29 protein-coding genes are annotated in these 25721 nt (G+C 73.0%); 20 read left to right on the top strand and 9 right to left on the bottom strand.

The genetic code is table 11. The annotated features are described in order from the left end of the window. Positions 1-22: 22 nt before the first annotated feature. The 11 genes from hisD (at position 23) to LC193_RS04940 (ending at position 9126) form a co-directional block, all read left to right on the top strand. Complete coding sequence (gene hisD / locus LC193_RS04990; protein ID WP_226071941.1) at positions 23-1360, top strand: histidinol dehydrogenase; 1338 nt, start codon at positions 23-25, stop codon at positions 1358-1360. Beyond that, entirely contained in the window at positions 1357-2475 is a 1119-nt protein-coding gene (locus LC193_RS04985) for a histidinol-phosphate transaminase (protein WP_226071939.1), read from the top strand. Before hisD ends, LC193_RS04985 begins: the two co-directional genes overlap by 4 nt. Continuing rightward, positions 2472-3062, top strand: coding sequence for an imidazoleglycerol-phosphate dehydratase HisB (gene hisB, locus LC193_RS04980; protein WP_086161125.1), 591 nt, complete (start codon positions 2472-2474; stop codon positions 3060-3062). The genes LC193_RS04985 and hisB overlap by 4 nt, the downstream gene beginning before the upstream one ends. Next, the gene (locus LC193_RS04975; protein WP_176582976.1) at positions 3059-3214 is read left to right on the top strand and encodes a hypothetical protein; all 156 of its coding nucleotides are present in this window, start codon (positions 3059-3061) and stop codon (positions 3212-3214) included. The genes hisB and LC193_RS04975 overlap by 4 nt, the downstream gene beginning before the upstream one ends. A 4-nt stretch (positions 3215-3218) precedes the next feature. Next, complete coding sequence (gene hisH, locus LC193_RS04970; protein WP_226071937.1) at positions 3219-3857, top strand: imidazole glycerol phosphate synthase subunit HisH; 639 nt, start codon at positions 3219-3221, stop codon at positions 3855-3857. After that, positions 3857-4576, top strand: a complete 720-nt coding sequence (gene priA / locus LC193_RS04965; protein ID WP_226071935.1) for a bifunctional 1-(5-phosphoribosyl)-5-((5-phosphoribosylamino)methylideneamino)imidazole-4-carboxamide isomerase/phosphoribosylanthranilate isomerase PriA — start codon at positions 3857-3859, stop codon at positions 4574-4576. Before hisH ends, priA begins: the two co-directional genes overlap by 1 nt. Continuing rightward, complete coding sequence (locus LC193_RS04960; RefSeq protein WP_226071933.1) at positions 4573-4956, top strand: Rid family hydrolase; 384 nt, start codon at positions 4573-4575, stop codon at positions 4954-4956. Before priA ends, LC193_RS04960 begins: the two co-directional genes overlap by 4 nt. After that, positions 4953-5723, top strand: coding sequence for an imidazole glycerol phosphate synthase subunit HisF (hisF, locus tag LC193_RS04955; RefSeq protein ID WP_086161129.1), 771 nt, complete (start codon positions 4953-4955; stop codon positions 5721-5723). The genes LC193_RS04960 and hisF overlap by 4 nt, the downstream gene beginning before the upstream one ends. 221 nt (positions 5724-5944) lie before the next feature. Beyond that, positions 5945-7048 (top strand): pectate lyase family protein, encoded by a 1104-nt coding sequence (locus LC193_RS04950; RefSeq protein ID WP_226071931.1) that lies wholly within the window; start codon positions 5945-5947, stop codon positions 7046-7048. Then, complete coding sequence (locus tag LC193_RS04945) at positions 7045-8040, top strand: pectate lyase family protein (RefSeq protein ID WP_226071929.1); 996 nt, start codon at positions 7045-7047, stop codon at positions 8038-8040. Before LC193_RS04950 ends, LC193_RS04945 begins: the two co-directional genes overlap by 4 nt. Positions 8041-8076: 36 nt before the next feature. Beyond that, positions 8077-9126: a pectate lyase family protein gene (locus tag LC193_RS04940; RefSeq protein WP_226071927.1), complete on the top strand. Its 1050-nt coding sequence runs from the start codon at positions 8077-8079 to the stop codon at positions 9124-9126. A 73-nt stretch (positions 9127-9199) separates the two neighbouring features. On the opposite strand, the gene LC193_RS04935 is transcribed toward LC193_RS04940, so the two are convergent. Genes LC193_RS04935 through LC193_RS04925 form a run of 3 tightly spaced genes read right to left on the bottom strand, consistent with a single transcriptional unit; the run spans position 9200 to position 12635 of the window. Beyond that, the gene (locus tag LC193_RS04935) at positions 9200-9943 is read right to left on the bottom strand and encodes a succinate dehydrogenase/fumarate reductase iron-sulfur subunit (RefSeq protein WP_226071925.1); all 744 of its coding nucleotides are present in this window, start codon (positions 9941-9943) and stop codon (positions 9200-9202) included. Then, on the bottom strand, positions 9940-11898 hold the full coding sequence (locus LC193_RS04930; RefSeq protein WP_226071921.1) for a fumarate reductase/succinate dehydrogenase flavoprotein subunit: 1959 nt from the start codon (positions 11896-11898) through the stop codon (positions 9940-9942). Before LC193_RS04930 ends, LC193_RS04935 begins: the two co-directional genes overlap by 4 nt. Beyond that, the gene (locus LC193_RS04925) at positions 11895-12635 is read right to left on the bottom strand and encodes a succinate dehydrogenase (protein ID WP_226071920.1); all 741 of its coding nucleotides are present in this window, start codon (positions 12633-12635) and stop codon (positions 11895-11897) included. The genes LC193_RS04930 and LC193_RS04925 overlap by 4 nt, the downstream gene beginning before the upstream one ends. Positions 12636-12713: 78 nt before the next feature. Here LC193_RS04925 and LC193_RS04920 point away from each other — a divergent pair, with 78 nt between their 5' ends. Then, positions 12714-13595, top strand: coding sequence for a LysR family transcriptional regulator (locus LC193_RS04920; protein WP_226071918.1), 882 nt, complete (start codon positions 12714-12716; stop codon positions 13593-13595). A gap of 36 nt (positions 13596-13631) precedes the next feature. Here the strand turns inward: LC193_RS04920 and LC193_RS04915 are convergent, their stop codons facing one another. From LC193_RS04915 to LC193_RS04895, 5 genes are all read right to left on the bottom strand, one after another. Then, positions 13632-14252 (bottom strand): hypothetical protein, encoded by a 621-nt coding sequence (locus LC193_RS04915; protein WP_226071916.1) that lies wholly within the window; start codon positions 14250-14252, stop codon positions 13632-13634. 3 nt (positions 14253-14255) lie between these two features. After that, entirely contained in the window at positions 14256-15170 is a 915-nt protein-coding gene (locus LC193_RS04910) for a carbohydrate ABC transporter permease (protein ID WP_226071911.1), read from the bottom strand. Further along, on the bottom strand, positions 15167-16129 hold the full coding sequence (locus LC193_RS04905) for a carbohydrate ABC transporter permease (protein WP_226071910.1): 963 nt from the start codon (positions 16127-16129) through the stop codon (positions 15167-15169). Before LC193_RS04905 ends, LC193_RS04910 begins: the two co-directional genes overlap by 4 nt. A 51-nt stretch (positions 16130-16180) precedes the next feature. After that, positions 16181-17491 carry an ABC transporter substrate-binding protein gene (locus tag LC193_RS04900; RefSeq protein ID WP_226071909.1) on the bottom strand — a complete coding sequence of 437 codons (1311 nt, stop codon included), beginning with the start codon at positions 17489-17491 and terminating at the stop codon, positions 16181-16183. Positions 17492-18228: 737 nt separating this feature from the next. Continuing rightward, entirely contained in the window at positions 18229-18792 is a 564-nt protein-coding gene (locus LC193_RS04895) for a hypothetical protein (RefSeq protein WP_226071907.1), read from the bottom strand. Positions 18793-18981: 189 nt separating this feature from the next. Here LC193_RS04895 and LC193_RS04890 point away from each other — a divergent pair, with 189 nt between their 5' ends. Then, a complete protein-coding gene (locus tag LC193_RS04890) occupies positions 18982-19512 on the top strand; it encodes a DUF4142 domain-containing protein (RefSeq protein ID WP_226071905.1) in 531 nt (176 codons plus the stop codon). Positions 19513-19658: 146 nt separating this feature from the next. Continuing rightward, entirely contained in the window at positions 19659-20219 is a 561-nt protein-coding gene (locus LC193_RS04885) for a hemerythrin domain-containing protein (RefSeq protein ID WP_226071903.1), read from the top strand. Between the two features lie 141 nt (positions 20220-20360). Here LC193_RS04885 and LC193_RS04880 read toward each other — a convergent pair whose 3' ends face one another. Further along, positions 20361-20996 carry a TIGR03085 family metal-binding protein gene (locus LC193_RS04880; RefSeq protein ID WP_226071899.1) on the bottom strand — a complete coding sequence of 212 codons (636 nt, stop codon included), beginning with the start codon at positions 20994-20996 and terminating at the stop codon, positions 20361-20363. 101 nt (positions 20997-21097) lie between these two features. Here LC193_RS04880 and hisI point away from each other — a divergent pair, with 101 nt between their 5' ends. The 6 genes from hisI to trpC all read left to right on the top strand — a co-directional run bounded on the left by hisI (position 21098) and on the right by trpC (position 25459). Beyond that, the gene (hisI, locus tag LC193_RS04875) at positions 21098-21460 is read left to right on the top strand and encodes a phosphoribosyl-AMP cyclohydrolase (protein WP_086161142.1); all 363 of its coding nucleotides are present in this window, start codon (positions 21098-21100) and stop codon (positions 21458-21460) included. Between the two features lie 11 nt (positions 21461-21471). Beyond that, positions 21472-22983 (top strand): anthranilate synthase component I, encoded by a 1512-nt coding sequence (locus LC193_RS04870; protein ID WP_226071893.1) that lies wholly within the window; start codon positions 21472-21474, stop codon positions 22981-22983. Further along, complete coding sequence (locus tag LC193_RS04865) at positions 22980-23588, top strand: TIGR02234 family membrane protein (protein ID WP_226071892.1); 609 nt, start codon at positions 22980-22982, stop codon at positions 23586-23588. Before LC193_RS04870 ends, LC193_RS04865 begins: the two co-directional genes overlap by 4 nt. Before the next feature lie 121 nt (positions 23589-23709). Then, positions 23710-24021: an HGxxPAAW family protein gene (locus tag LC193_RS04860; protein ID WP_226071891.1), complete on the top strand. Its 312-nt coding sequence runs from the start codon at positions 23710-23712 to the stop codon at positions 24019-24021. 74 nt (positions 24022-24095) lie between these two features. Next, positions 24096-24548, top strand: a complete 453-nt coding sequence (locus tag LC193_RS04855; protein WP_226071890.1) for a DUF2752 domain-containing protein — start codon at positions 24096-24098, stop codon at positions 24546-24548. A 104-nt stretch (positions 24549-24652) separates the two neighbouring features. Next, positions 24653-25459 (top strand): indole-3-glycerol phosphate synthase TrpC, encoded by an 807-nt coding sequence (gene trpC, locus LC193_RS04850; RefSeq protein WP_226071889.1) that lies wholly within the window; start codon positions 24653-24655, stop codon positions 25457-25459. The last annotated feature ends 262 nt before the right edge of the window (positions 25460-25721 follow it).

Raw genomic sequence — 25721 nt, 5'->3', positions numbered from 1 at the left:
CGCCGTCTGCGAGACTGGACGGGTGCTGACCCGAATCGACCTGCGGACTTCACCCGTCGGGGGTGTCGTCGACCGCGACCTGCTGCCCCGCGCCGAACTCGACGTCGAGGCCGCCCTGGAAAAGGTGCGGCCCATCTGCGAGGACGTGCGCCATCGGGGCACCGCGGCGCTGATCGACCTGGCGCGGCGGTTCGACGGGGTCACCATCGAGCGCACCCGCGTTCCCGAGGAGGCGCTGCGGCGCGCGCTCGACGAGCTCGACCCGGCCGTGCGCGCCGCGCTTGAGGAGTCCATCAGACGCGCCCGGCTCGTGCACCGCGAGCAGCGGCGCACCGACACCACCGTGCGCGTCGTGCCCGGCGGCACCGTCACCGAGCGCTGGGTGCCGGTGGAGCGCGTCGGCCTGTACGTGCCGGGCGGCCAGGCCGTCTACGGTTCGTCCGTCGTGATGAACGTGGTGCCCGCGCAGGAGGCGAGGGTCGGCTCCATCGCGCTGGCCTCGCCCCCGCAGCGCGCCCCGGGCGACGACTGGAGCGCCGGCCTGCCGCACCCCACGATTCTGGCGGCCTGCGCGCTGCTCGGCGTCACCGAGGTGCACGCGGCGGGCGGCGCCCAGGCGGTGGCGATGTTCGCGCACGGCACCGCCGAGTGCGCGCCGGTCCGGATGGTGACGGGCCCGGGGAACGTGTACGTGGCCGCCGCCAAGCGGCTGCTGAAGGGCATCGTCGGCATCGACGCCGAGGCCGGGCCCACCGAGGTCGCCGTCATCGCCGACGACTCCGCCGACCCCCGGCTCGTCGCCGCCGACCTCATCAGCCAGGCCGAGCACGACGTGCTGGCCGCCGCCGTCCTGATCACGCCGTCCGAGGCGCTCGCCGACGCCGTCGACGCGGAACTCGCCCCGCAGGTCGCCGCCGCGAAGCACCACGAGCGCATCGCCACCGCGCTCACCGGCCGGCAGTCGGGCACCGTCCTGGTCCGCGACCTCGACCACGCGCTGGCCGTCAGCGACGCCTACGCCGCCGAGCACCTGGAGATCCACACCCGCGACGCCGCCGCGCTGGCCGCCCGGGTCCGCAACGCGGGCGCGGTCTTCGTCGGCCCGCACGCGCCGGTCTCGCTCGGCGACTACTGCGCCGGGTCCAACCACGTGCTGCCCACCGGCGGTTGCGCCTGCCACTCCTCCGGCCTCTCCGTGCAGTCCTTCCTGCGCGGCATCCACGTCGTCGACTACGACCGGCAGGCGCTCGCCGACGTGGCCCACCACGTCGTGACCCTCGCCGACGCCGAGGACCTGCCCGCACACGGCACCGCGGTCAAGGTCCGGTTCGAGAACGGGAAGGCCCCCCAGAGCACGTGACACGCATCGACGACCTGCCCATCAGGGACGAGCTGCGCGGCAAGACGCCCTACGGCGCGCCGCAGTTGGACGTCCCGGTGCGGCTGAACACCAACGAGAACCCGTACCCGGCGCCGGACGCCCTGGTGCGCCGCATCGCGGAACGCGTCGCCGAGGCCGCCCGCGACCTCAACCGCTACCCGGACCGGGACGCGGTGCGCCTGCGCGCCGAGCTGGCCGGCTACCTCTCCAGGACCACGGGCCACCCCGTGGCGCCCGAGGAGGTCTGGGCCGCCAACGGCTCCAACGAGGTGCTCCAGCAGCTCCTCCAGGCGTTCGGCGGCCCCGGCCGCCGCGCGCTGGGCTTCGACCCCACCTACTCGATGCACTCCCTCATCGCCCGCGGCACCGGCACCGGCTGGGTGCCGGGGCCGCGCACCGAGGAGTTCGGCATCGACCCGGAGGCGGCCGTCGCCGCCGTGCACGAGCACAGGCCCGACATCGTCTTCGTCTGCTCGCCCAACAACCCGACCGGCACCGCCGTCGACCCCGGCACCGTGCTCGCGCTCCACGACGCGGCGCAGCGGGCGGCGCCCGGGCCGCGCGGCGCGCTCGTCATCGTGGACGAGGCGTACGCCGAGTTCAGCCACCGGCCCTCGCTGCTGCCCCTCACCGAGGGCCGCCCGCTGCTGGTGATCAGCCGCACCATGTCGAAGGCGTTCGGCGCGGCCGGGCTCCGCCTGGGCTACCTCGCGGCCGACCGCGCGGTCGTGGACGCGGTGCAGCTGGTGCGCCTGCCCTACCACCTGTCGACGGTCACCCAGGCCACCGCGCTCGCCGCCCTTGAGCACGCGGATACGCTGCTCGGGTACGTCGAAGAGCTGAAGGCCGAGCGGGACCGGATCGTCGCCGAGCTGCGCGCCCTGGGGTGCGAGGTGACCGAGTCCGACGCGAACTTCGTGCAGTTCGGCCGGTTCGCCGACGTGCCCGCCGTCTGGCGGCGCCTGCTCGACCGGGGCGTCCTCGTCCGGGACAACGGGGTGCCGGGGCGGCTCCGGGTCTCCACCGGGACCCGGCAGGAGAACGACGCGTTCCTCGACGCGGTACGCGCAGTGATGAAGGAGATCAGCGAATGACCCGCGTGGGCCGCGTTTCGCGCACCACCAAGGAGACCTCGGTCGCCGTCGAGATCGGCCTGGACGGCACCGGGCAGGTCGACGTGTCGACGGGCGTCGGCTTCTTCGACCACATGCTCGACCAGCTCGGCCGGCACGGCCTGTTCGACCTCAGCGTCAAGACCGAGGGCGACCTGCACATCGACAGCCACCACACCATCGAGGACACCGCGCTCGCGCTGGGCGCGGCGTTCCGGCAGGCCCTGGGCGACAAGCGCGGCATCGTGCGCTTCGCCGACGCCTCGGTACCGCTGGACGAAGCGCTGGCCCAGGTGACGGTCGACCTGTCGGGCCGGCCCTACCTGGTGCACCGCGAGCCGGAGCGGATGGCGCCCATGATCGGCTCCTACGACACCACGATGACGCGGCACATCCTGGAGTCCTTCGTGGCCCAGGCCCAGATCGCGCTGCACGTCCACGTGCCCTACGGGCGCAACGCGCACCACATCGTCGAGTGCCAGTTCAAGGCCCTGGCCAGGGCCCTGCGCCGGGCCAGCGAGATCGACCCGCGGCAGACCGGCATCCCCTCGACCAAGGGCGCCCTGTGAACGGCGTCTCCACGCTGCTCATCGTCGTCGGCCTGTTCCTGGCCGGCGGGGTGTACTCGTTCGCCAAGCAGGGCCTGCCGCGCGGCGTCGTGGTCCTGCTCGGCGTCGCCAGCGGGCTGTGCCTGCTCGCGGGCGTGCTGAGACTGGAGTGACCGCATGAAGAATGTCGTCGTCTTCGACTACGGGTTCGGCAACGTCCGCTCCGCCGAACGGGCCGTGGCCAGGGCCGGGGCGCGGGTGGAGATCACCCGGGACCTCGACGCCGCGCTGAACGCCGACGGCCTGCTCGTGCCCGGGGTCGGCGCGTTCGCCGCCTGCATGAAGGGCATCCGCGCGGCGCGCGGCGACTGGGCCGTGCAGCGGCGCCTCGCGGGCGGGCGCCCGGTGCTCGGGATCTGCGTGGGCATGCAGATCCTCTTCGCCCGCGGCATCGAGCACGGCGTGGAGAGCGAGGGCCTGGACGAGTGGCCGGGAACGGTCGGGCCGCTGCACGCGCCCGTCGTGCCGCACATGGGCTGGAACACCGTCCGCGCGCCGGCCGACTCGGCGCTGTTCGCCGGCCTGTCAGCCGAGGAGCGCTTCTACTTCGTGCACTCCTACGCCGTCCACGCGTGGGAGCTGCCGCCCGACAGCGGCACCGCGGCCGTCGCGGCGCCGAAGGTCGCCTGGGCGACCCACGGCGAGCCGTTCGTCGCCGCCGTGGAGAACGGCCCGCTGTGGGCCACCCAGTTCCACCCGGAGAAATCGGGCGACGCCGGCGCCCGCCTCATCACCAACTGGATCGGGACCCTTTGATGCTCGAACTGCTTCCCGCCGTCGATGTCCGTGACGGACAGGCGGTGCGCCTGGTGCACGGCGAGTCCGGCACCGAGACCTCCTACGGCGACCCGCTGGCCGCCGCCCTCGCCTGGCAGCGGGCCGGGGCGCCCTGGCTGCACCTGGTCGACCTCGACGCGGCGTTCGGCACCGGGGACAACCGCGAGCGGATCGCCGAGGTCGTGCGGGCCATGGACATCAAGGTGGAGCTGTCCGGCGGCATTCGCGACGACGCCTCGCTGCGGGCCGCGCTCGCCACCGGCTGCACCCGCGTCAACCTGGGGACCGCGGCCCTTGAGTCCCCCGAGTGGGTGGCGGGCGTCATCGCCGAGTACGGCGACCGCATCGCCGTCGGCCTCGACGTGCGCGGCACGACCCTGCGCGGCCGGGGCTGGACGCGGGACGGCGGGGACCTGTACGAGACGCTGGCGCGGCTGGACCGCGAGGGCTGCGCGCGCTACGTCGTCACCGACATCAACAAGGACGGCACCCTCCAGGGCCCCAACCTGGACCTGCTGCGGAACGTGTGCGCCGCCACCGACCGCCCGGTCGTCGCCTCGGGCGGCGTCTCCTCGCTCGCGGACCTGCGGGCCCTGGCCGGCCTGGTGCCCGAGGGCGTCGAGGGCGCCATCGTCGGGAAGGCGCTGTACGCGGGGGCGTTCACTCTGGAAGAGGCGCTGGAGGCTGTGTCGGTATGACGATCGAGCGGGTGCGGGGCGGGACGCCCTGGCAGGAGAGCCTCGGTTCCGCGCGCGCGGTGGCGGCCGGCGACCTGGTGCTGGTCGCCGGCACCGCGCCGCAGGGGGCGGCGGCCGAGGGCGACCCCTACGAGCAGGCCGCCTCCGCGCTCGGTGCGGCGCTGTCCGCGCTGGGCGCGTTCGGGCTCGACGCCGCGTCCGTGGTCCGCACCCGCCTGTACCTCGTGCACGGCCGCGACGCCGAGGACGTGGCGCGGGCGCACCGTGAGCTGCTCGGCGCGACCGGGCCCGCGGTCACCCTCGTGGTGGTCTCGGGCTTCGCCGAGCCGGGGGTGCTGGTGGAAGTGGAACTGGAAGCGTACCGAGGAGCCGCGACGTGACGCTGGCCGTACGAGTCATCCCCTGCCTGGACGTGGACGGCGGCCGGGTGGTCAAGGGGGTCAACTTCAAGAACCTGCGGGACGCGGGCGACCCGGTCGAGATGGCGCAGGTCTACGGCGCCGAGGGCGCGGACGAGCTGACGTTCCTCGACATCACGGCGTCGTCGGCGAACCGGGAGACGACCTACGACGTGGTGCGCAGGACCGCGGAGCAGGTGTTCATCCCGCTCACGGTGGGCGGGGGCGTCCGCACCGCCGACGACGTCGACCGGCTGCTGCGGGCGGGTGCCGACAAGGTCGGCGTGAACACCGCCGCCATCGCGCGGCCCGACCTCATCCGGGAGATCGCGGAACGGTTCGGCCGCCAGGTGCTCGTCCTCTCGGTGGACGCGCGGCGCTGCCCGGAGGGCACGAGCACGCCCTCGGGGTTCGAGGTCACCACGCACGGCGGCCGGCGGGGGACCGGGATCGACGCGGTGGAGTGGGCGCACCGGGCCTCGGAGCTGGGCGCGGGCGAGATACTGCTGAACTCGATGGACGCCGACGGCACGAAGGACGGCTACGACACGGAGATGATCGCCGCCGTCCGCGAGCACGTGACCGTGCCGGTGATCGCCTCGGGCGGCGCGGGCCGCAGGGAGCACTTCCCGCCGGCCGTCGGCGCGGGCGCGGACGCCGTGCTCGCCGCCTCGGTCTTCCACTTCGGTGACCTGCGCATCCCCGAGGTCAAGTCCGGTCTGCGCGAGGCCGGTCTCCCGGTGCGCTGAGCCGCGCGGGACGCTGCCCGGCACGACCGGGCGGCGCCGCGGCTGTTGACATGTTCGCGGTAAGCGCTTACTTTCCCGGTAGTAAGCGCTTGTCCGGGGTGGGGACGACCCCCGGGCAAGCGACTTCACGGCACCGGCGCGCGCGTTCCGCCGGGCCTTCCACCAGTCGTGAGCCGCACCCCGGGCGTGCCCGCCCGAGGGGGCGAGGAAGAGGTGGCACCGTGCACTTATCCGGGAACGGGCACGACAACAGGAGGCGGGGCGGCCCGCGCGCACGGCGGGTCGGCCGGGCGGCGGTGGTGCTGCCCGCCGCGCTGCTGCCGGCGGCCCTGCTGCCGGCAGCGCCGGCGGCGGCCTTCGCGGCCCCCGCACCGGCCGCGCCGTACGCCGCGGTCGCGGACGGCTTCGCGTCCGTCGCGGCGCTCGGGCAGAACGGCACCACGGGCGGCGCCGGCGGCGCGGTGGTCACCGCCACGACGACCGCGCAGTTCCTCGACTTCATCGCGCGGCCCGAGCCGCTGGTCGTGCGGGTCGAGGGCACCATCGCGCTGCCCACGGGCGACAGCGACGGCATGCACGACGTGGCCTCGGACAAGACGATCGTCGGGCTCGGGGACGACGCGGCGCTCACCGGCGGCGGGCTGAACATCGGCCTGCCCGTCGACGAGGACGCCACCTCGCCGCCGCCGGACGCCGTGCACAACGTCATCATCCGCAACCTGTCGCTCTCCGGGGCCACGGACGACCTGATCAACGTGCAGATGTTCTCGCACCACATCTGGATCGACCACAACGACTTCTCCAACGGCGACGACGGCGCGGTGGACATCAAGCGCGGCTCCGACTACGTCACCGTGTCGTGGAACCACTTCCACGACCACGACAAGACCCTGCTCCTCGGGCACGACGACGACAACGCCGCCCAGGACGACGGCCGGCTGCGCGTGACGTACCACCACAACTGGTTCGACGCCTCCGACCAGCGCAACCCGCGGGTGCGCTTCGGCGAGACGGTGCACGTCTACAACAACTACTACGACGACAACAGCTACGGCGTGGTGTCCGCCATGGACGCGGGCGTGGTGCTTGAGGGGAACTGGTTCCACAGCGTCAACAACCCGGGCCGCGTCGACTTCAGCGGCGACCTCGGCCGCATGGTCGAACGGGACAACGTCCTCGTCGACTGCAACCACGAGATCGAGACGCGCGGTTCGGTCGTCGAGCCCCGCACGTACTACGCCTACACGCTCGACCCGGTGGCGGGCGTTCCGCAGTCGGTGCCCGCGGGGGCCGGAGCCGGGCGCGTCGACGGAGGTGCGGCATGACGCGCGGCAGGGACGTCACCCGCAGGGGCCTGCTCGCGGGCACGGCGGCCACGGCCGCCGCGCTGGCCCTGGCCGCGCCCGCCCGGGCGGCGGCGCGGCACGCGGTGCCGGGCGCGCTCGCGACGGCCGACGGGTTCGCCGGCGTGTCCGCGCTCGGCCGGAACGGCACCACGGGCGGCGCCGGCGGCGCGGTGGTCACCGTGACGGACGCGGACACGTTCCTCGACTACTGCGACCGCAACGAGCCCTACGTGATCCAGGTGCGGGGCACCATGGAGATCACCAGCAAGCAGGGCGTGCGCTCGGACAAGACGATCATCGGCCTCGGCCCCGACGCCGAGATCACCGGCGGCGGACTCGACATGTACCGCAGGCAGAACGTCATCATCCGCAACCTGCGCTTCACCGGGGCCGAGGACGACGCCCTCAGCATCCAGCAGGACTCGCACCACATCTGGATCGACCACTGCGAGTTCACCGGGGGCCAGGACGGCCTCATCGACATCGTGCGGGGCGCCGACTACGTGACCGTGTCGTGGAACCACTTCCACGGGCACAGCAAGACGATGCTGATCGGCCACTCCGACGCCAACGGGAGCCAGGACACCGGGAAGCTGCGGGTCTCCTTCCACCACAACTTCTTCGACGGAACGGACCAGCGGCACCCGCGGGTGCGTTTCGCCGAGCCGGTGCACGTCTGGAACAACTACTACCGGGACAACGCGCTCTACGGCGTCGCCTCCACCGAGAACGCCGGAGTGCTGGTGGAGGGCAACTGGTTCGAGAACGTGCCGCACCCCATCTACTCCGGCTACGACGAGAGCGGCCCCGGCCGCGTCGTGGAACGGAACAACGTCTACGTCGCCTCAGGCACCCCGGAGACGCTGGGCACGGTCGTCGAGCCGCGCACCTACTACTCCTACACGCTGGACGACCCGCGCGACCTGCCCAGGACCGTGCCGGCGGGCGCCGGAGTCGGCCGCGTGGCCTGAAGCACCCGCCGCACCCCCCACACCTCTGGAGAAGACATGAAGCTGCGCAGGAGGACGACCGCGGCGCTGGCCGCGCTCGCGCTGGGCGCGGGACTCGCCGCGACGTGGCCGGCCGCCGGCCACGCCGCGCCCGCCCCCGCCCCCGCCGCCCTGGCGTCCGTGCTCGCCGAGACCCCCACCGGGTTCGCCGGCGTGTCCGCGTTCGGGCAGAACGGCACCACGGGCGGCGCCGGCGGGCCGCAGGTCACGGTCTCGGACGCCTCCTCGTTCATCGAGGCGATCGGCGCCGAGGGACCGCGCGTGGTCCTCGTCGACGGCATGATCACGCTGCCGGACGGCATGTACGACGTCAGTTCCGACACCACCGTCCTCGGGCTCGGCGCCGACTCCGGCATCACGGGCGGCGGGCTGAACATCGGCCTGCCCGTCGACGAGGACGCCACCTCGCCGCCGCCGGACGCCGTGCACAACGTGATCATCCGGAACCTGAACTTCCGGGACGCTAGCGACGACTCGATCAACGTGCAGATGTTCTCGCACCACATCTGGATCGACCACAACGACCTGGCCGACGGGTACGACGGGCTGATCGACATCAAACGCGGGTCGAGCCACATCACCGTCTCGTGGAACCACACGCACGACCACACCAAGAACATGCTGCTCGGCCACGACGACGACAACGAGGCCCAGGACACCGGCCGGCTGAAGGTGACGTACCACCACAACTGGTACGACGACACCCCGCAGCGCAATCCCCGGGTGCGGTTCGGCGACCCGGTGCACATCTTCAACAACTACTTCTTCGACAACAGCGACACGGGACCGGCCTGCCAGGCCGACTCGGGCTGCTGGATCGAGGCGAACTACTTCGAGGACGTCGAGGAGCCCATGACCAACAGCTACTCGGGCCCCGAGGGCAACATCGTGGAGCGGGACAACCACTTCACGGGCGAGACCGGCGACCCGGTCACGGGCGGCCGGGTGCAGGACCCGGGGGCGTACTACGACTACGCTCCCGACCCGGCCGCGGACGTCAAGGCCCTGGTCACGGCCGGCGCGGGCACCGGCACGATCGGGCTGTGAGCACACGGAAGCGGCCCTCCGGCGGGAGGGCCGCTTCCCGTTCCGCCGGAGGACCGCTCCGCGGTCCCGCGGGTCAGACGCCCTTGCGCACGGCGCGCAGGTACTCGCGGTTCATGGTGGTGATGGACGACAGCGGGATGCCCTTGGGGCAGACCGTGGTGCACGCGCCCGTGTTGGTGCAGCCGCCGAAGCCCTCGGCGTCCATGGTGCCGACCATGTCGAGCACCCGGCTCTCCCGCTCGGGACCGCCCTGCGGCAGCGTGTTGAGGTGGACCACCTTGGCCGAGGTGAACAGCATCGCCGACCCGTTGGGGCAGGCCGCCACGCACGCGCCGCAGCCGATGCACTCGGCGTGCTCGAACGCCGTGTCCGCGTCGGCCTTGGGCACCGGCGTCGCGTGCGCCTCGGGGGCGCTGCCGGTGGGGGCGGTCACGTAGCCGCCCGCGCCGATGATGCGGTCGAAGGCCGACCGGTCCACGACCAGGTCCTTGACCACGGGGAACGCGGCGGCCCGCCAGGGCTCGATGTCGATGACGTCGCCGTCGCTGAACTGCCGCATGTGGAGCTGGCAGGTCGTGGTCCGCTCCGGGCCGTGGGCCGCCCCGTTGATGACCATGCCGCACGCGCCGCAGATGCCCTCGCGGCAGTCGTGGTCGAACGCCACGGGCTCCTCGCCGCGGAGGATCAGGTCCTCGTTGAGGGTGTCGAGCATTTCGAGGAACGACATGTCGGGGGAGACACCGGTGACCTCGTAGGTGGTCATGGAACCCTCGGTGTCGGGGCCCGACTGCCGCCAGATGCGCAGGGTGAGGTTCACGCGTAACTCCGCTGGGTGGGGTGGACGTCCTGGAAGACGAGGTCTTCCTTGTGCAGCACGGGTGCCGTGCCGCTGCCGGTGAACTCCCAGGCCGCGGCGTAGGAGAACTCCTCGTCGCGCCGCTCGGCCTCGCCGTCGGGGGTCCGGCTCTCCTCGCGGAAGTGGCCGCCGCAGGACTCGCTGCGGTGCAGCGCGTCCAGGCACATCAGCTCGGCCAGCTCCAGGTAGTCGGCGACGCGGTTGGCCTTCTCCAGCGACTGGTTCAGCTCGGCGCCGGAACCGGGCACCTTGACCCGGCGCCAGAACTCCTCGCGCAGGGACGGGATCCGGTCCAGGGCCTTGCGCAGCCCGGACTCGCTGCGGGACATGCCGCACTCGTCCCACAGCAGCTCGCCCAGCTCGCGGTGGAACGAGTCGGGCGTGCGGTCGCCGTCGTTGGACAGCAGCCGCTGGAGCCGTTCGGTGACACCGGTGACGGCCTCGCCGACCGCCGGGTGGTCGGCGAGGACCTCGTCGTGCGGGTGGCGCGCGAGGAAGTCGGCCAGGGTCGAGGGGAGGATGAAGTAGCCGTCCGCCAGGCCCTGCATCAGCGCCGAGGCGCCCAGCCGGTTCGCGCCGTGGTCGGAGAAGTTGGCCTCACCGATCGCGAAAAGACCGGGCACGGTGGTCTGGAGGTCGTAGTCGACCCACAGGCCGCCCATCGTGTAGTGGATGGCCGGGTAGATGCGCATCGGCACCTGGTACGGGTCCTCGGCGGTGATGCGCTGGTACATGTCGAAGAGGTTGCCGTACTTGGCCTCCACCGCCGGGCGGCCCATGCGGGCGATGGCGTCGGCGAAGTCCAGGTACACGCCCTGCCCGCCGGGGCCCACGCCGCGGCCCTCGTCGCAGACGGTCTTCGCGGCGCGCGAGGCGATGTCGCGCGGCACCAGGTTGCCGAACGAGGGGTAGATCCGCTCCAGGTAGTAGTCGCGCTCGTCCTCGGGGATCTGCGCGGGCGGGCGGGTGTCGCCCGCCTGCTTGGGCACCCAGATGCGGCCGTCGTTGCGCAGCGACTCGCTCATGAGCGTGAGCTTCGACTGGTGGTCGCCCGAGCGCGGGATGCACGTGGGGTGGATCTGGGTGAAGCACGGGTTGGCGAAGTAGGCGCCGCGCCGGTGGGCGCGCCAGACCGCCGTGGCGTTGGAGTTCTTCGCGTTCGTCGACAGGTAGAAGACGTTGCCGTAGCCGCCGGTGGCCAGGACCACCGCGTCGGCGAAGTAGGTGTCCACGCGGCCGGTGATCAGGTCGCGCGCCACGATGCCGCGGGCCCTGCCGTCGACGACGATCAGGTCCAGCATCTCGGTGCGCGGGTGCATCTCGACGTTGCCGGCCGCGATCTGCCGGGAGAGCGCCTGGTAGGCGCCGAGCAGCAACTGCTGCCCCGTCTGGCCGCGGGCGTAGAAGGTGCGGGAGACCTGCACGCCGCCGAACGAGCGGGTGTCGAGCAGGCCGCCGTACTCCCGGGCGAACGGGACGCCCTGGGCGACGCACTGGTCGATGATCTCCACGGAGACCTCGGCCAGCCGGTGGACGTTGGACTCCCGGGCGCGGAAGTCGCCGCCCTTGACGGTGTCGTAGAACAGGCGGCGCACCGAGTCGCCGTCGTTGCGGTAGTTCTTCGCGGCGTTGATGCCGCCCTGCGCGGCGATCGAGTGCGCGCGGCGCGGCGAGTCCTGGTAGCAGAACTGGATGACGCGGTAGCCCTGCTCGGCCAGCGTGGCGCCGGCGGCGCCCCCGGCGAGGCCGGTGCCGACGACGATGACGGTGTGCTTGCGCCGGTTGGCCGGGTTGACCAGCTTGGCCTCGAAGCGGCGGCGGTTCCACCGCTCCGCGACGGGCCCGTCGGGCGCCTTGGTGTCGTGGACGGGCTCGCCGACGGTGTAGTCGAGGTAGCTGCCGTTGAACGCGGTCATTCCACTACTCCGATGATCACGCCGATGGGTACGGACAGGAAGCCGAGGGTGAGGACCAGCGCGAGGCCGTTCGCGGCGGCCTTCAGCGCGCGGTCGCGGGTCGGGCTGCCGGCGCCGAGGGTCTGCGCCGCGCTGAAGAAGCCGTGCCGGATGTGCAGGCCGACGGCGATCATCGCCACGAAGTAGATGACGTTGCCGTACCACGTGCTGAACGTGGCCACGATGTTCTCGTACGGGCGGCCGTACTCGCCGTTCGGGTTCACCGTGCCGGTGGTCAGGTCCAGGATGTGCCAGACGATGAACAGCGCCAGGATGACGCCGCCCCAGCGCATGGTGCGGGCGGCGTAGCTCGTCCGGTGCCGGTGCACGTACTTGACGGGGCGCGCCGCGATGTCGCGGCGGCTGAGCTGGTAGGCGGCGACTCCGTGCGCGACCACGGCGGCGACCAGGCCGACCCGCATGATCCACAGCCCCCACTCGTGGTGGAGCACCGGCTCCCCGAGGGTGCGCAGCCAGTGCGCGTAGCTGTTCATGTCGTCCGGGCCGAAGAAGACCTTCAGGTTCCCGGCCATGTGCGCGATGAGATACAGCAGCATGAAGAGACCGCTGACGGCCATGACCGTCTTCTTGCCGATCGTCGACTGCCACAGCCGCCCGACCGCCGTGCGGGGGCGTGCGGGGCGCTGCGTCTCGCGAGATTGCTTGTCGCGCTGTTCAGGGCGCGTCGCCAGAGCCATGGATCCGACCGTAGGCCGACCGGAAGGCATCAGTCCAAGACATAGAATGGCTGATTCCGATAGTCGTAGACTATCGATATGCAGTTGCAGCAGCTCCGCTACTTCGCGGCCGTCGCCGAGACCCGCCACTTCACGCGGGCCGCGCGCCGCGAACACGTCGCCCAGCCCTCGCTGTCCCAGCAGATCCGCGCACTGGAACGCGAGCTGGGCGCCGAGCTGTTCCACCGGGCCCGCGGGCACATCTCGCTGACCGACGCCGGGGCCGCGCTGCTGCCGCTGGCCCGCCGCATCCTCGCCGACACCGAGACCGCGCGCCGCGAGGTGCAGGAGGTCGCCCAGCTGCGGCGCGGCCGGGTGCGCCTGGGCGCGACGCCCAGCCTGTGCGCGAGCCTGGTGCCCGGCGTGCTGCGGACGTTCCGCGACAGCTATCCGGGCGTCGAGCTGTTCGTCCACGAGGACGGCTCGCAGGACCTGGTGCGCATCCTGGCCGCCGGCGAACTCGACCTGGCGCTGATCATCACCCCGCTCCAGAGCCAGGCGCCCGCGCTGGCCACCGAGGAACTGCTGCGCGAGGACCTGGTGGTGATCTCCTCACCCGTGCTGCCGCCGCCCGTGCCGGGGGAGCGCATCGCGATCGCCGACCTGCGCGACCGGCCGCTGGTGATGTTCCGCCACGGCTACGACCTGCGGGAGCTGACCCTCGCCGCGTGCCACGGCGCCGGGTTCGAGCCGACGTTCAGCGTCGAGGGCGGCGAGATGGACGCGGTGCTCGGCTTCGTCAAGGCGGGGCTCGGCCTGGCCGTGGTGCCCAGCATGGTCGCCGAGCGCGCGGCCCTGCGCGCGACCCCGTTCGAACCGCCGGGTCTGCACAGGACGATCTCGATCGCGCACCGCAGCGACGTGTCGCCGCCGCGCGCCGCCCGCGAGCTGCGCCGCATCCTCATGGCGCACGGGAGCTGAGCGGGCGCCGGCCCGGTCCTGCAAGCGCGGACGGGCTCAGCCGCGCGCGGCCTCGCCCGCGCCCGCGTCGGCCGCCTCGGACTCCTCCGCGCGCACCGCCGCGCGGTGCTCGACCGCGAGGGCGGCGAGCGCGAGCAGGCCGCCGGCCACGAGGACCAGCGGCAGCAGCATCCACACCAGCATCACGGCCATCCCGCACGCGAACGCGAGCAGCACGGAGCCCGAGACGTCCTCGCCCATCCGCCGGGCCGCGACCGACACCGTGCCGGCCGCCGGCCGCTCCGGCCGCCACGCCGCCGCGGTGCGCAGCAGCAGCACGCCCCACGCGGCGATCAGCAGCCACATCACCACGAGCAGCCCGCCGGAGCCCGGGATCACCGCGGCCTCGGCGAGCGACAGGTTCCACAGCAGCAGCAGGGCCGCCGCGCTCAGGGCGAGCGCGGCCGGCCACAGCGTGCGGCAGGCCGCGCCGAAGTCCCGCAGCAGATCCGCCATCCGCACGCTGTCGCCGCCGAGGTGGCGCCGCAGGTGGGCGGCGCCGGCCGCCAGCGCGGGAAGCGCCGTGACGACCGGCACGGTGAGCAGTGCCACCACCACGCCGGTGATGACGACCTCGCCGAAGAGGGCGAAGCCCGTTTGCCACCGTTTGCCTCGCATGGATCAGCCCTTCAGACCCTGGGTCGCCACGCCTTCGACGATATAGCGCTGGAACAGGATGAAGAACAGCAGCACGGGCGCCAGGGCCAGCACGGCCGCCGCCATCTGCGCGCCGTAGTCCGAGACGCTCGTCTGGTCGGTGTACTGCCGCAGCATCAGCGGCAGCGGGTACTTGTCGGGCGTGCGCAGGTAGATCAACGGCGCGAGGAAGTCGTTCCAGCTCCAGATGAACGCGAAGATCGACGCCGTCGCGAGCACGGGCCGCATCAGCGGCAGCATGATCGCGGTGAAGATCCGTATGTGCCCGGCGCCGTCGATGCGCGCCGACTCGTCCAGCTCGCGCGGCAGGTTCCGCATGAACTGCACCATGAGGAAGACGAAGAACGCCTCCGCCGCGAGGAACTTGCCGATCAGCAGCGGCAGGTAGGAGTCCGTCCAGCCGATCTCGTTGAACATGATGAACTGCGGGATGATCAGCACGTGGAACGGCAGCAGCAGCGTGCCGATCATCAGCGAGAAGAACAGGTTTCTGCCGGGGAAGTCGATGCGCGCGAACGCGTAGGCCGACACCGAGCAGGACACGCACACGCCGATGGCCGAGCCGACCGCGAGGATCATCGAGTTGGAGAAGAACGTCCAGAATGAGACGCCGCCGATGCCCTCGAACGCGGTCCTGAAGTTGTCGAGCGTCGTCTCGTCCGGGATGAGGCCCGTCTGGCCGATGATCTGGTTCGTCGGCCGGAAGGACGACAGCAGCATCCACACGCCCGGGTAGAGCATGACCACGGCGAGCGCGATGATGCCCAGGTGCAGGAGCAGCGTCTTGCCGGCGCGGCGCCGCTTGGCGCGGCGGCGCAGCTCGGTGCCCCGGCCGGGCGCGGGGGCGGGCCGGTCGTCGGTGAGGATGGTGGCGCTCATCGGCCCTCCCCTGAGTAGTGGACCCAGTAGCGCGAGGTCCTGAAGAAGATCAGCGTGATGATGCCGACCACGATGACCAGCAGCCACGCCATCGCCGCGGCATAACCGAGCTGGCCCTGCCCGAAGCCGCGCTGGTAGAGGTACAGCGTGTAGAACAGCGTCGAGTTCGCCGGCCCGCCGCGCCCGCCGGAGATGATGAAGGCGGAGGCGAAGACCTGGAAGGAGTTGATCGTCTCAAGCACCAGGTTGAAGAACAGCACAGGCGACAGCATCGGCAGCGTGATCTTCGTGAACCGGCGCACCGGCCCGGCCCCGTCCACCTGGGCCGCCTCGTACAGCTCGTTCGGGATCTGCTTCAGGCCCGCGAGGAAGATGACCATCGGCGCGCCGAACTGCCACACCGCGAGCAGGATCATCATCGGCATGGTCCGGCCCGGGTCGCCGACCCAGCCGCCGCTCCACGTGCCGAAGTAGTCGCCGATGTCGTCGATGATGCCCTGGTCGTTGAACATCGCCTTCCACACGATGGCGATGGAGACGCTGGCACCGATCAGGGACGGCGCGTAGAAGAGCGAGCGGTAGGTGCCCTTGCCGCGCTTGCGGTTGTTCAGCAGCATGGCGACGCCGAGCGCGGCGGCCAGCTTGATCGGCGTCCCGACGATCGCGTAGGTCACCGTGACCTGGACCGAGTCGAGGAACCGCGGGTCGTCGAAGAGGCGCGTGAAGTTCTCCGTACCGATCCACTCACCGCCGCGGATGGGGTGGTAGTCGGTGAACGCCAGGTAGGCGGAGGCGATCATCGGCCCGGCCGTCAGGGCGATGAAGCCGAGCAGCCACGGGGCGAGGAAGGCGTAGCCGGCCCGGGTCTCGGCAGCCCGGCGCGACGGCCGCTTGGTCTGCGGCCGTCGCGCGGGCCCGCCGGCCCGACGAACCGGGGACGCCTCGTGCGTCACGGTCATGTGGGTGTTCCGTTCGAGGAGGTCGTCACGGGCGGGCGCCGGCGGGGCCGGTCACGAGGTCACCAGCAGGTTGGCGGCCTCGGAGAACCAGCGCTCGACGAACTGGTCCGCGTCGATCTGCCGGTAGCCGAACTCCTGGGCCAGCACCTCGACGTACTCGGTCTCCACCGCGCCGAAGCCCTCCGGGTGAGCGGGCACCTGGGCGGTCGCGTGCCCCTCGTCGCGGACCCGCTGCTCGTACTCCATGATCCGCTGGTCGAGGCTGCCCTCCTCGACCTCAAGGGCGTCCAGACGGGTCTGCGAGGCGGGAACGCCCAGGTCGGTGCCGATGATGGCGCCGGCCTCGGGGGAGTTGACGAGGAAGTCGATCAGCTGCGCGGCCTCCTCCGGGTGCGCGGAGTTGCCGCCCATGGCCAGCTGCATCGTCGGCTTGAAGAACATGTGCTTCTCGCCGTCGGGGCCGCTGGGCATCGGCATCAGCTGAACGTTCTCGCTGTTCAGGTCGTGCGAGTAGCTGTGCAGGAAGTTGTCCCAGTGGAACTCGACGGCGGCCTCGCCGCTGGTGAAGCCGTTCTTCGGCAGCAGCTGCTCGGCGCGCGAGGCGGGGAAGGTGACGTCCTCGGGCTCGCGCAGCGGCGCGGCGCTCTCGATCCACTCCCGCATGTCGTCCTCGGTGAAGTTCATCTCGCCGTTCTCGGAGAACGGCTCGATGCCCTGCTGCACCAGGTGCTGGAGGAAGAACCACCAGGTCATGGTGTAGTCGCCGGCGCCGTACACGCGCGGCTCGTGCGAGGCACCCGCTTCGGTGACCTCGATCATGAACTCCTGGTACTCCTCCCAGGTGTAGTCCCAGTCCGGTATTTCGACGCCGATTTCGGCGAGCAGATCCGGGTTGTAGAACAGCGCCAGGGTGTTCGTGCCCGTGGGAAGGGCGACCAGTTGTTCGTTCACTTCGCCCGAGGCCAGCAGGGCCTCGTCGATAGTGGAGACGTCGAGCTGGTTCCCCGTGAATTCGTTCATGTCGTACAGCAGGCCGGCGTTCGCGTATTCGAGCAGCCGGGAGAGGTCCATCTGCATGACGTCGGGGAGTTCACCCGACGTCGCGTCGGTGCTGCGCTGCGTCCAGTAGTCCTGGAACTCCGCGAAGCTGGTCTGCACGGTGATGCCGGGGTTCTCCTGCTCGAAGAGGTCGATGGCCTCCTCGTATCGCTCCGCGCGCTCGTCACCGCCCCACCAGGTGAAGTTCAGCGTGACGTTTCCGTCGCCGTCGCCGCTGTCGTCGCCGGAACCGCACGCGGTAAGTGCCAGCGAACCCACGAGGGCCAGGGCCAGACCGCGCGTGGCGGCCTTACTGATTGACATAGGAGCCTCCCTGCTCTGTCAATGCGAAACAGCACTTCAGGAGCGGTGTCGAGCCTTATCAACCCCCGGCTGGCACCCGAAGTGAATCGTTACAATACCGCCGGGGTCGGTGGCGGCAACCGGATAGCTGGTAACTTTTCGGAAACGTCGGCGCGGGCTTTTCCCGGCCTTCGGGCGGCCTCGCGCCACCGTGTGCCGCGGGGCGGCGCCCGGCCGTTACCGCCGCGTCACGCGGTGGCGCGCGGGCCGGGCCGGCGTCGTTCCGCCCGCCGGGCCGGCGGTGTCGTGTCCGTGGTGGCCGCGCGAGGTCCCGTGCGGCGGTCCGGCCGGGGGCGGCCTGCGCGCCCGGGGTGTCCGGCGGCGGTGGCCGTGGGTGTCCGGCTCATCCGGTGCTCCTTTGCTTCCCGAATGCCCCCCGGGCGGGGTGGATCGGAACGCGCCCTGTGAATCGATTCATTCACCAACCGCGACAAGACGGCCCGAGGGGCCGTCCGCAAGCGCTTGCGGCTGCACCGGAGTGTGGCAACGGATGATTGGTTAAGTCAAGACTTGTGTAAGCCTGTGTGAACGTGATCTTCCGGCCGTGTTGCGGGCGCGGGTTCCCCGCGGCGCCGGGACCGCGGCGCGGGCGCCCGCCGTGCGCCGGGCGCCGGCCGGCCCCCACCGCGGCGGGCGGCGGCTCAACCGCCGCAGCGGGGAGGGGAGTTGCCGCCGGTCGGCGGCCGGTGCCGCCGCGCCTAAGGGCTGCCCACGGGGTCGGGCCCCTGGCCGAGACCGCACGACGGTTCCGCGGCCAGCCGGTCGAGCAGCGGCGCCCGGTGCAGGTCGGCCACCGGGGCGGTCAGGTCGGGGTGCCGCAGCAGCGCGGCGGCGCGCCGGTCGCGTTCCGCGGGCCGGGTCAGCCGGCGGAACTCCGCCGGGTACGCGCCCGCGTGCGCGGTGTGCGCCACGGCGGCCACGGCGCGTTCCGCGAGCGGCGCGGACGTCAGCAGGCACGCGGCCCAACTCGCGACCGCCTCGTCCACCCACGAGCGCCAGGCGAACTCCTCCTCGTCGAGCGGCACCGCATCGTAGGGGTCTGCCCCGGTGATCCAGTCGAGCCGGGCGCAGCCCCCGGGCCCGGCGAGCGCCACGAGCGCCGCGTCCATCTCGGTCGGGTAGCGCAGCCAGGCCGCGACGGTGACCGCCTGCCGGGCCTGCACCTCGGCCAGCACCTCGCTCAGCGGCCCGTCGGCGGCCGGGTAGGCGCGCACGAGCCACTGCGCGGTGGCGGCGATGACAGGGGAGAGGCCGGTGCACACGAGACGTCTCCCTCCCGGTCCTGGGTGCGCGGGGCGCGAACGCCGACCAGCGTAATCGGTGCGCCGCGCCGTACGGTCACCCGAACGGCGGCGGACGGTGTGCGACGCGGCACGCCGGCGCGGAGAGTGACGGCTGAGGCGCGTCCGCGCCCCGGGGCGCCCCGCCCCGTTCCCGAAGGTGGAGTAGCCATGAGAGCAGCCCGGACAGCCATGATCACCGTGAGCGCCCTGTGCCTGGCGGTCGCCCCGGCGGGCCTCGCGCACGCGCAGGACGCCGGCGGCACCGTGTCGGCGGCCGACGAGACGTTCGCCGCGGGCGCGCACCAGAGCAACCTCGCGGAGATCGCCGCGGGGGAGGACGCGGAGAAGAACGCGACCACCGAGTGCGTGCAGCACGTCGGCGCCGCGCTGGTGCGCGACCATACCCGCCTGGACCGGTCGCTCACCGCGCTGGCCGAGCGGCTGGGAATACCGCTGCCCGACGCGCCCACGGAGGAGCAGCGCCGGCAGCTCGAAGAGGTCAGGGCGCTGGCCGGCACGCCCGAGTACGACGAGGCGTGGCTGACCGTCCAGGCCGCGGCCCACGAGGCGACCCTGGCCCTGATCGACGAGGAACTGGAGACGGGGACGAACGCCGAGGTCAAGGCCGCGGCCGAGGCCGCGCGCCCGGTCGTGGCGGCGCACCTGGAGATGGTGGAAGGAGGCGTCTGCCGCCACTGAGCGCCCCCGGCCCACCCCGAACGCCCCCGGCGGTGCCGCGCGGGCGCCGCCACCGGGTTTCCCGCGCGCCCGCGCGGGTTACCCGGGCGCGCGTCGCGCGGCACCGCACCCGCCGCGCGGCCCCGTACGTCGAAGGAGACAGCAGCATGGGTCACGGCGGAGACATCATTCGTGAACTGGCCACCGACCACCGGGAGGTGGAGGACGCGTTCCGGCACATCGAGGCGCTGCCACCCGGGCACGAAGGGCGCAAGGAACTGGCGGACCGGGCCACGATCGAACTGATCCGGCACTCCATCGCGGAGGAGCAGTACCTGTACCCGGCCGTGCGCGAGCACGTCCCGGACGGGGACCGCATCGCGGACAAGGAGATCGAGGACCACGCCACCGCGGAGCGCATCATGAAGGACCTGGAGCGGCACGAGGCGGCCGATCCCGAGTTCGACCGGCTCATCGGCCGGCTGATGATGGAGATCCGGGAGCACATCAGGGACGAGGAGGACAACCTCTTCCCGATGCTGCGCCAGAGCTGCTCGCAGGACCGGCTCGAAGCGCTGGGCGACAAGGCGCGCCGCGCCAAGTCGATGGCGCCCACACGCCCCCACCCCTCGGCGCCCGACCGCCCCCCGCTGAACAAGATCCTCGCGCCAGGCGCCGGGCTCGTCGACCGCGCGCGCGACGCGCTCAGCGGGCGCGGCAAGGACTGAACCCCGCCGCGCGGCGCCGCGCACCCGGACCGCCCCGGCCGGCGCTCACCCACTCAAGTGACCGCCGGCCGGGGCGCGTCCGCCGGGTCCCCGGCAGCGAGGACGTTCGAGGGCGAGCCGCAGGACACGGCCCGCGGTGCCTCAGCCGAGACCGAGCCTCGCCTGCCGCACCTTGGCGACCGCCTCGGGCTCGCCCTCCTCCTCGACGCGCGCCACCCGCTGCCGCCCCGAGGCGTACAGCAGCAGCTCGCCGGGCTCCCCCGTGACCGTCACGACCGGCGCGCCCTTGTGCGCGACCACCGTCTGGCCGTTGGGCCGGCGCAGCACCAGGCCCGCGGGGCTGCGGCGGCCCATGATGCGCCCCGCGGTCTCCAGGCGCTTCCACAGCGTGTCCGCGAACACCCCGTCCAGCGGGCGCGGCGACCAGTCGGGCTGCGCCCGCCGCACGTCCTCGGCGTGGATGAAGAACTCCACGGTGTTGGCGGCCTCGTCGATCTGCTTCAGCGAGAACGGCGACACCCGCGGCGGGCCGGTCCTGATCAGCTGGAGCAACTCGTCGTAGGGCCGCGCCGCGAACTCGTTGCGCACCCGCTCGGAACGGGCCGCGAGCGGCTTGATCAGAATGCCGCCCGCGGCGTCGGCGCGGCGCTCGCGCACCACCAGATGCGCCGCCAGGTCACGGGTCGTCCACCCCTCGCACAGGGTGGGGGCCTCGGGGCCCGCGGATTCCAACAGGTCCGCGAGCAGCAGACGTTCACGCTTGGCATGGGTAGACATGCCCTCAACCCTAAACGGGCGGGCCCGCCCGCCGCGGGAGCGCGGGCCCCCCGTCCGCGACCGGCGCGCCGCCGGGGGCGCGGGCGCGGCAGAATGGGCCCATGTCCCGCACACCGCCGACCCTCGATCCGGCGATCGCCGACCGCCTCAAGCGCACCCCCGACGGGCTGATCGCGGCCATCGCCCAGCAGTACGACACCGGGGAGGTGCTGATGCTCGGGTGGATGGACGACGAGGCCCTGCGCCGCACCCTCACCACCGGGCGCTGCACCTACTGGAGCCGCAGCCGCCGCGCCTACTGGGCCAAGGGCGACACCTCGGGGCACGTGCAGCACGTCAAGTCCGTCGCCCTCGACTGCGACGGCGACGCCGTCCTCGTACGGGTCGACCAGGTCGGCGCCGCCTGCCACACCGGGGACAGGACCTGCTTCGACGCGAACCCGCTGCCCCTGGCCGAGCAGTAGGCTCAGCGGCCATGACGACGCCAGACCTCGACCGTTTCCGCGCACTCGCCAAGGACCGCCGCGTCATCCCCGTCACCCGGCGCCTCCTCGCCGACGGCGACACCCCCATCGCGCTCTACCGCAAGCTGGCGGGCGAGCGCCCCGGGACGTTCCTGCTCGAATCGGCGGAGAACGGCCGCACCTGGTCCCGCTACTCGTTCATCGGCGTGGCCTCCATGGCCGCGCTGACCGTGCGCGACGGCCGGACGCACTGGCTCGGCACGCCCCCGGTGTCCGTGCCGACCGAGGGCGACCCGCTGCGGGTCCTGCGCGAGACCATCGAGGCGCTGCACACCCCGCACGACCCCGAACTGCCGCCGTTCACCGGCGGCATGGTCGGCTACCTCGGCTACGACATCGTGCGCAGGCTCGAGTCGGTGGGCGACAGCACGCGCGACGACCTGCGGCTGCCCGAGCTGACGATGCTGCTGACCTCGGACCTCGCCGTGGTCGACCACCGCGACGGCACGGTCCTCCTGATCGCCAACGCCATAAACCACAACGACCTCCACACCGGCGTCGACGAGGCGTACGCCGACGCCGTGCGCCGCCTGGACCGCATGACCGCGCGCCTGGCCAAGGCGGACCCGACGGCCGCCGTCGCCCTGCCGCCCTCGGAACTGCCGCCGCACACCGTGCCCTGGGGCGGCCCCGACTACCAGCGGGCCGTCGAGACGGTCAAGGAGTACATCCGCGCGGGCGACGCGTTCCAGGTGGTCCCCTCGCAGCGCTTCGAGACGCCCTGCCCGGCCGCGGCCCTCGACGTGTACCGGGTGCTGCGCGCCACCAACCCGAGCCCCTACATGTACCTGTTCCGCTTCGAGGGCGAGGACGGGCCGTTCGACGTGGTGGGTTCGAGCCCCGAGGCGCTGGTGAAGGTCGAGGACGGGCGGGCGCTGCTGCACCCCATCGCGGGCACCAGGCCGCGCGGCCGCACGCCGCGCGAGGACGTCGCGCTCGGCGAGGAGCTGCTCGCCGACCCCAAGGAGCGCGCCGAGCACCTGATGCTGGTCGACCTCGGACGCAACGACCTCGGCCGGGTCTGCGAGCCCGGCACGGTCGAGGTCGTCGACTTCATGTCGGTGGAGCGCTACAGCCACGTGATGCACATCGTGTCCACCGTCACCGGCCGGCTCGCCGAGGGCCGCACCGCGTTCGACGCCCTCACCGCCTGCTTCCCCGCGGGGACGCTCTCCGGCGCGCCCAAGCCCCGCGCGCTCCAGATCATCGAGGAGATCGAGCCCACGCGGCGCGGCCTGTACGGCGGCTGCGTCGGCTATCTCGACTTCGCGGGGAACGCCGACACCGCCATCGCCATCCGCACCGCCCTGCTGCGCGACGGCACCGCCTACGTCCAGGCCGGGGCCGGGGTCGTCGCGGACTCCGACCCGGTGGCCGAGGACACCGAGTGCAGGAACAAGGCGGCGGCCGTTCTCAGGGCGGTGGCCACGGCGGGGAAGCTGCGAGGTAGCGTGGAGGCGTGAAGCGTGACCCCGCCGCCGGTACCAGCAGCAGCGCGACGCGCCGTTCCCTCGGCGCCGCGCTGCTCAGCGGCGCGGCCGGGGCCGCCGTCGTGCTGGTCTCCGCCGGGCAGACCTGGGGCGAGGCCGAGGCCGTCGTGGGCGGCGCCGAGCTGCCGGTGAGCGTGAGCGGCAGCGACGTGTCGGGCCTGCCGAGCGCGTGCGCGCTGGTGGGACTCGCCGCGCTGGTCGCGGTGTTCGCGGTGCGCCGCACCGGGCGCGCCGTCGTCGCCGCGCTGCTCGCGCTGAGCGGGGCCGCCGCGATCGGCTCCGCGCTGCTCGGGGCCGGGGACACCGGGGCCCTTGAGGACAACGCGGCCGCGACGATGGGGCTGGCCGAGGCCGCCGTGACCGGCGTGGAGCACACCGGGTGGCCGTGGTTCTCCGCGCTCGGCGGCCTGCTGCTGCTGTGCGCGGGGCTGCTCGCCCTCAGCTACGGCAGGCACTGGCCCGCGATGTCCGGCAGGTACGAGCGTTCCGCGCGCCGCGCGCCGCGCGGCGGCACGGCCGCCGCCGAGCGGCCCGAGGACATCTGGCGGGCGCTCGACCGCGGCGAGGACCCGACCTGAGCCGTTCCCGCGGCGGCGGCGGGGGCCGGGGCCGTCCCCCGCGCTGTCACGGCCACCTGCCACAATGGCAGCGGGTGTGCGGAGGGAACGCACCCACGATCCGATCCACGAGGAGCAACACATGGCGGGCCACTCCCACCACGGAAACACCCCTGCCGCCTGGACGGCCGTCCTCATCGTCTTTGTCGGCTTCTCCATCGGCAGCGCCTACACGGTGATGGCCGAGCCGCTCGGCGTCCTCGCCGGCGCGGTCGTCGTCGCGCTCGGCGGCGTCGTCGGCCTGGTGATGCGCGCGATGGGCCTGGGGCAGCCCACGACGCCGGCCAGGCCCGCCACCGCGTCCGCGACCGCCGCCGGCGCCACCGCCACGGCCGCCGTGCCCGCCCCCGCGTCGGGCGAGAGCGAGCAGAAGAGCACCACCGTCAGCGGCTGAGGCTCCCGGGGGCGCGCGGCACGCCGCGTGCCCCTCGCGTTGCGCCGGCGCGGGCCGGCCGTGATGCTGACCGCGTGCCCCTCCGCCGCTCCCGGTCCCGCCCGCCCCGCCCGCCCGGCCGCGTTCCCGGTGCCGTCCTCGGGCCCCTGGCCGCGCTCGCGGTGGCCGGCGCCGCGTTCGGATACGTGGCCGTCGTCGACCCGAACGAGCCGGGCCACTACCCCGCCTGCCCGCTGCTCTCCCTCACCGGCCTGCACTGCCCGGGCTGCGGCGGGCTGCGCAGCGCCCACGCCCTCGCGCACGGCGACCCGGTCGGGGCCCTGCGGGCCAACGCGCTGGTCGCCGCGGGCTGCGCGGTGGCGGCGGCGCTGCTCGCGGGCCGGTTCGCCGCCGCGCAGCGCGGCGGCCCGGCCCCCGGCCGGGGCCGACCGGTGCTCCGGAGGGCGCACGGCCTGGCGCTTGGCGCCCTCGTTTTCGCGTTCACGCTCGTGCGGAACACGCCCGCTGGGGCCACCCTGGTGCCCTGAGAGGTCGCGGACGGTCAGGTCCCGGCCGTCACAGGCGGATGCGATTCCTCCGCTCCCCGGCGGATACCATCGAAGTGTTTGACCGAACGGAAGGGGCCAGTCGCGTGAGTGTGCTCGACGAGATCATCGACGGAGTCCGCGCCGATCTGGCCGAACGGCAGGCCCGCGTGGGGCTCGACGAACTGAAGGCGGCGGCGGCCCGCGCGCCCCGGGCCAGGGACGGCGTGGCCGCGCTCAAGGGCGAGAGCGTCACGGTGATCTGCGAGGTCAAGCGGTCCAGCCCCTCCAAGGGCGCGCTGGCCGCCATCGCCGATCCCGCAGGGCTCGCCGCCGACTACGAGGCGGGCGGCGCGGCGGCCATCTCGGTGCTGACCGAGCGGCGCCGCTTCGGCGGCTCCCTCGAAGACCTGGCCGCCGTCCGGGCCCGGGTGGACATCCCCGTGCTGCGCAAGGACTTCGTGGTCACCGCCTACCAGTTGTGGGAGGCGCGCGCGCACGGCGCCGACCTGGTGCTGCTCATCGTCGCCGCCCTGGAGCAGGACGCGCTCGTGTCGCTGGTCGAGCGGGCCGAGTCCATCGGCCTCACCCCGCTCGTCGAGGCGCACGACGAGGAGGAGGCGCAGCGCGCCCTGGACGCCGGCGCCAAGATCATCGGGGTGAACGCCCGGAACCTGAAGACGCTCGAAGTGGACCGTTCCACCTTCGCGCGCGTCGCCCCCGAGATCCCCGACCACATCGTCAAGGTGGCCGAGTCCGGCGTGCGCGGTCCGCACGACCTGATCGCCTACGCCAACGAGGGCGCCGACGCCGTGCTGGTCGGCGAGTCCCTGGTCACCGGCCGCGATCCGCGGGCCGCCGTCGCCGACCTGGTGGCGGCCGGCGCCCACCCCGCGCTGCGGCAGGGGCGCTGATTCCAATGCCCGCCCGGCCCTCCCGCACCGCGGACCGCGACCCGGCGCGCGGCACCCGCCCGCGCGGGTGCCGTGCGCCCGCGCGGCGTGTGCTGGGGCGGCGGGTGCGCTACCACATCGGCTGCGAGCCGGGTCAGGTCAACGGCCGCCGATGGCCGGTGGCCGCCGGAGGCCCCGCCGCCTCCGGCGCGGCGACCCCCGCGCCAGCGCGCGCCGTCTGAGGACGGCGCCCGCCACCGGCGTGCGACCGCTTCGCGCGTCG

Source organism: Streptomyces marincola (assembly GCF_020410765.1).
GTDB lineage: Bacteria > Actinomycetota > Actinomycetes > Streptomycetales > Streptomycetaceae > Streptomyces > Streptomyces marincola.
The sequence above is the reverse complement of the archived record's forward strand: the minus strand, read 5'-3'. Positions and strand labels throughout refer to the sequence as shown.

What these genes read in the sequence shown, in the direction of transcription:
- hisB (WP_086161125.1), top strand. Translation starts at nt 2,472, where the DNA reads ATGACCCGCGTGGGCCGCGTTTCGCGCACCACCAAGGAGACCTCGGTC.
- hisH (WP_226071937.1), top strand. Translation starts at nt 3,219, where the DNA reads ATGAAGAATGTCGTCGTCTTCGACTACGGGTTCGGCAACGTCCGCTCC.
- priA (WP_226071935.1), top strand. Translation starts at nt 3,857, where the DNA reads ATGCTCGAACTGCTTCCCGCCGTCGATGTCCGTGACGGACAGGCGGTG.
- LC193_RS04960 (WP_226071933.1), top strand. Translation starts at nt 4,573, where the DNA reads ATGACGATCGAGCGGGTGCGGGGCGGGACGCCCTGGCAGGAGAGCCTC.
- LC193_RS04945 (WP_226071929.1), top strand. Translation starts at nt 7,045, where the DNA reads ATGACGCGCGGCAGGGACGTCACCCGCAGGGGCCTGCTCGCGGGCACG.
- LC193_RS04940 (WP_226071927.1), top strand. Translation starts at nt 8,077, where the DNA reads ATGAAGCTGCGCAGGAGGACGACCGCGGCGCTGGCCGCGCTCGCGCTG.
- LC193_RS04930 (WP_226071921.1), bottom strand. Translation starts at nt 11,898, where the DNA reads ATGACCGCGTTCAACGGCAGCTACCTCGACTACACCGTCGGCGAGCCC.
- LC193_RS04925 (WP_226071920.1), bottom strand. Translation starts at nt 12,635, where the DNA reads ATGGCTCTGGCGACGCGCCCTGAACAGCGCGACAAGCAATCTCGCGAG.
- LC193_RS04920 (WP_226071918.1), top strand. Translation starts at nt 12,714, where the DNA reads ATGCAGTTGCAGCAGCTCCGCTACTTCGCGGCCGTCGCCGAGACCCGC.
- LC193_RS04915 (WP_226071916.1), bottom strand. Translation starts at nt 14,252, where the DNA reads ATGCGAGGCAAACGGTGGCAAACGGGCTTCGCCCTCTTCGGCGAGGTC.
- LC193_RS04910 (WP_226071911.1), bottom strand. Translation starts at nt 15,170, where the DNA reads ATGAGCGCCACCATCCTCACCGACGACCGGCCCGCCCCCGCGCCCGGC.
- LC193_RS04905 (WP_226071910.1), bottom strand. Translation starts at nt 16,129, where the DNA reads ATGACCGTGACGCACGAGGCGTCCCCGGTTCGTCGGGCCGGCGGGCCC.
- LC193_RS04900 (WP_226071909.1), bottom strand. Translation starts at nt 17,491, where the DNA reads ATGTCAATCAGTAAGGCCGCCACGCGCGGTCTGGCCCTGGCCCTCGTG.
- LC193_RS04890 (WP_226071905.1), top strand. Translation starts at nt 18,982, where the DNA reads ATGAGAGCAGCCCGGACAGCCATGATCACCGTGAGCGCCCTGTGCCTG.
- LC193_RS04885 (WP_226071903.1), top strand. Translation starts at nt 19,659, where the DNA reads ATGGGTCACGGCGGAGACATCATTCGTGAACTGGCCACCGACCACCGG.
- LC193_RS04880 (WP_226071899.1), bottom strand. Translation starts at nt 20,996, where the DNA reads ATGTCTACCCATGCCAAGCGTGAACGTCTGCTGCTCGCGGACCTGTTG.
- hisI (WP_086161142.1), top strand. Translation starts at nt 21,098, where the DNA reads ATGTCCCGCACACCGCCGACCCTCGATCCGGCGATCGCCGACCGCCTC.
- LC193_RS04870 (WP_226071893.1), top strand. Translation starts at nt 21,472, where the DNA reads ATGACGACGCCAGACCTCGACCGTTTCCGCGCACTCGCCAAGGACCGC.
- LC193_RS04860 (WP_226071891.1), top strand. Translation starts at nt 23,710, where the DNA reads ATGGCGGGCCACTCCCACCACGGAAACACCCCTGCCGCCTGGACGGCC.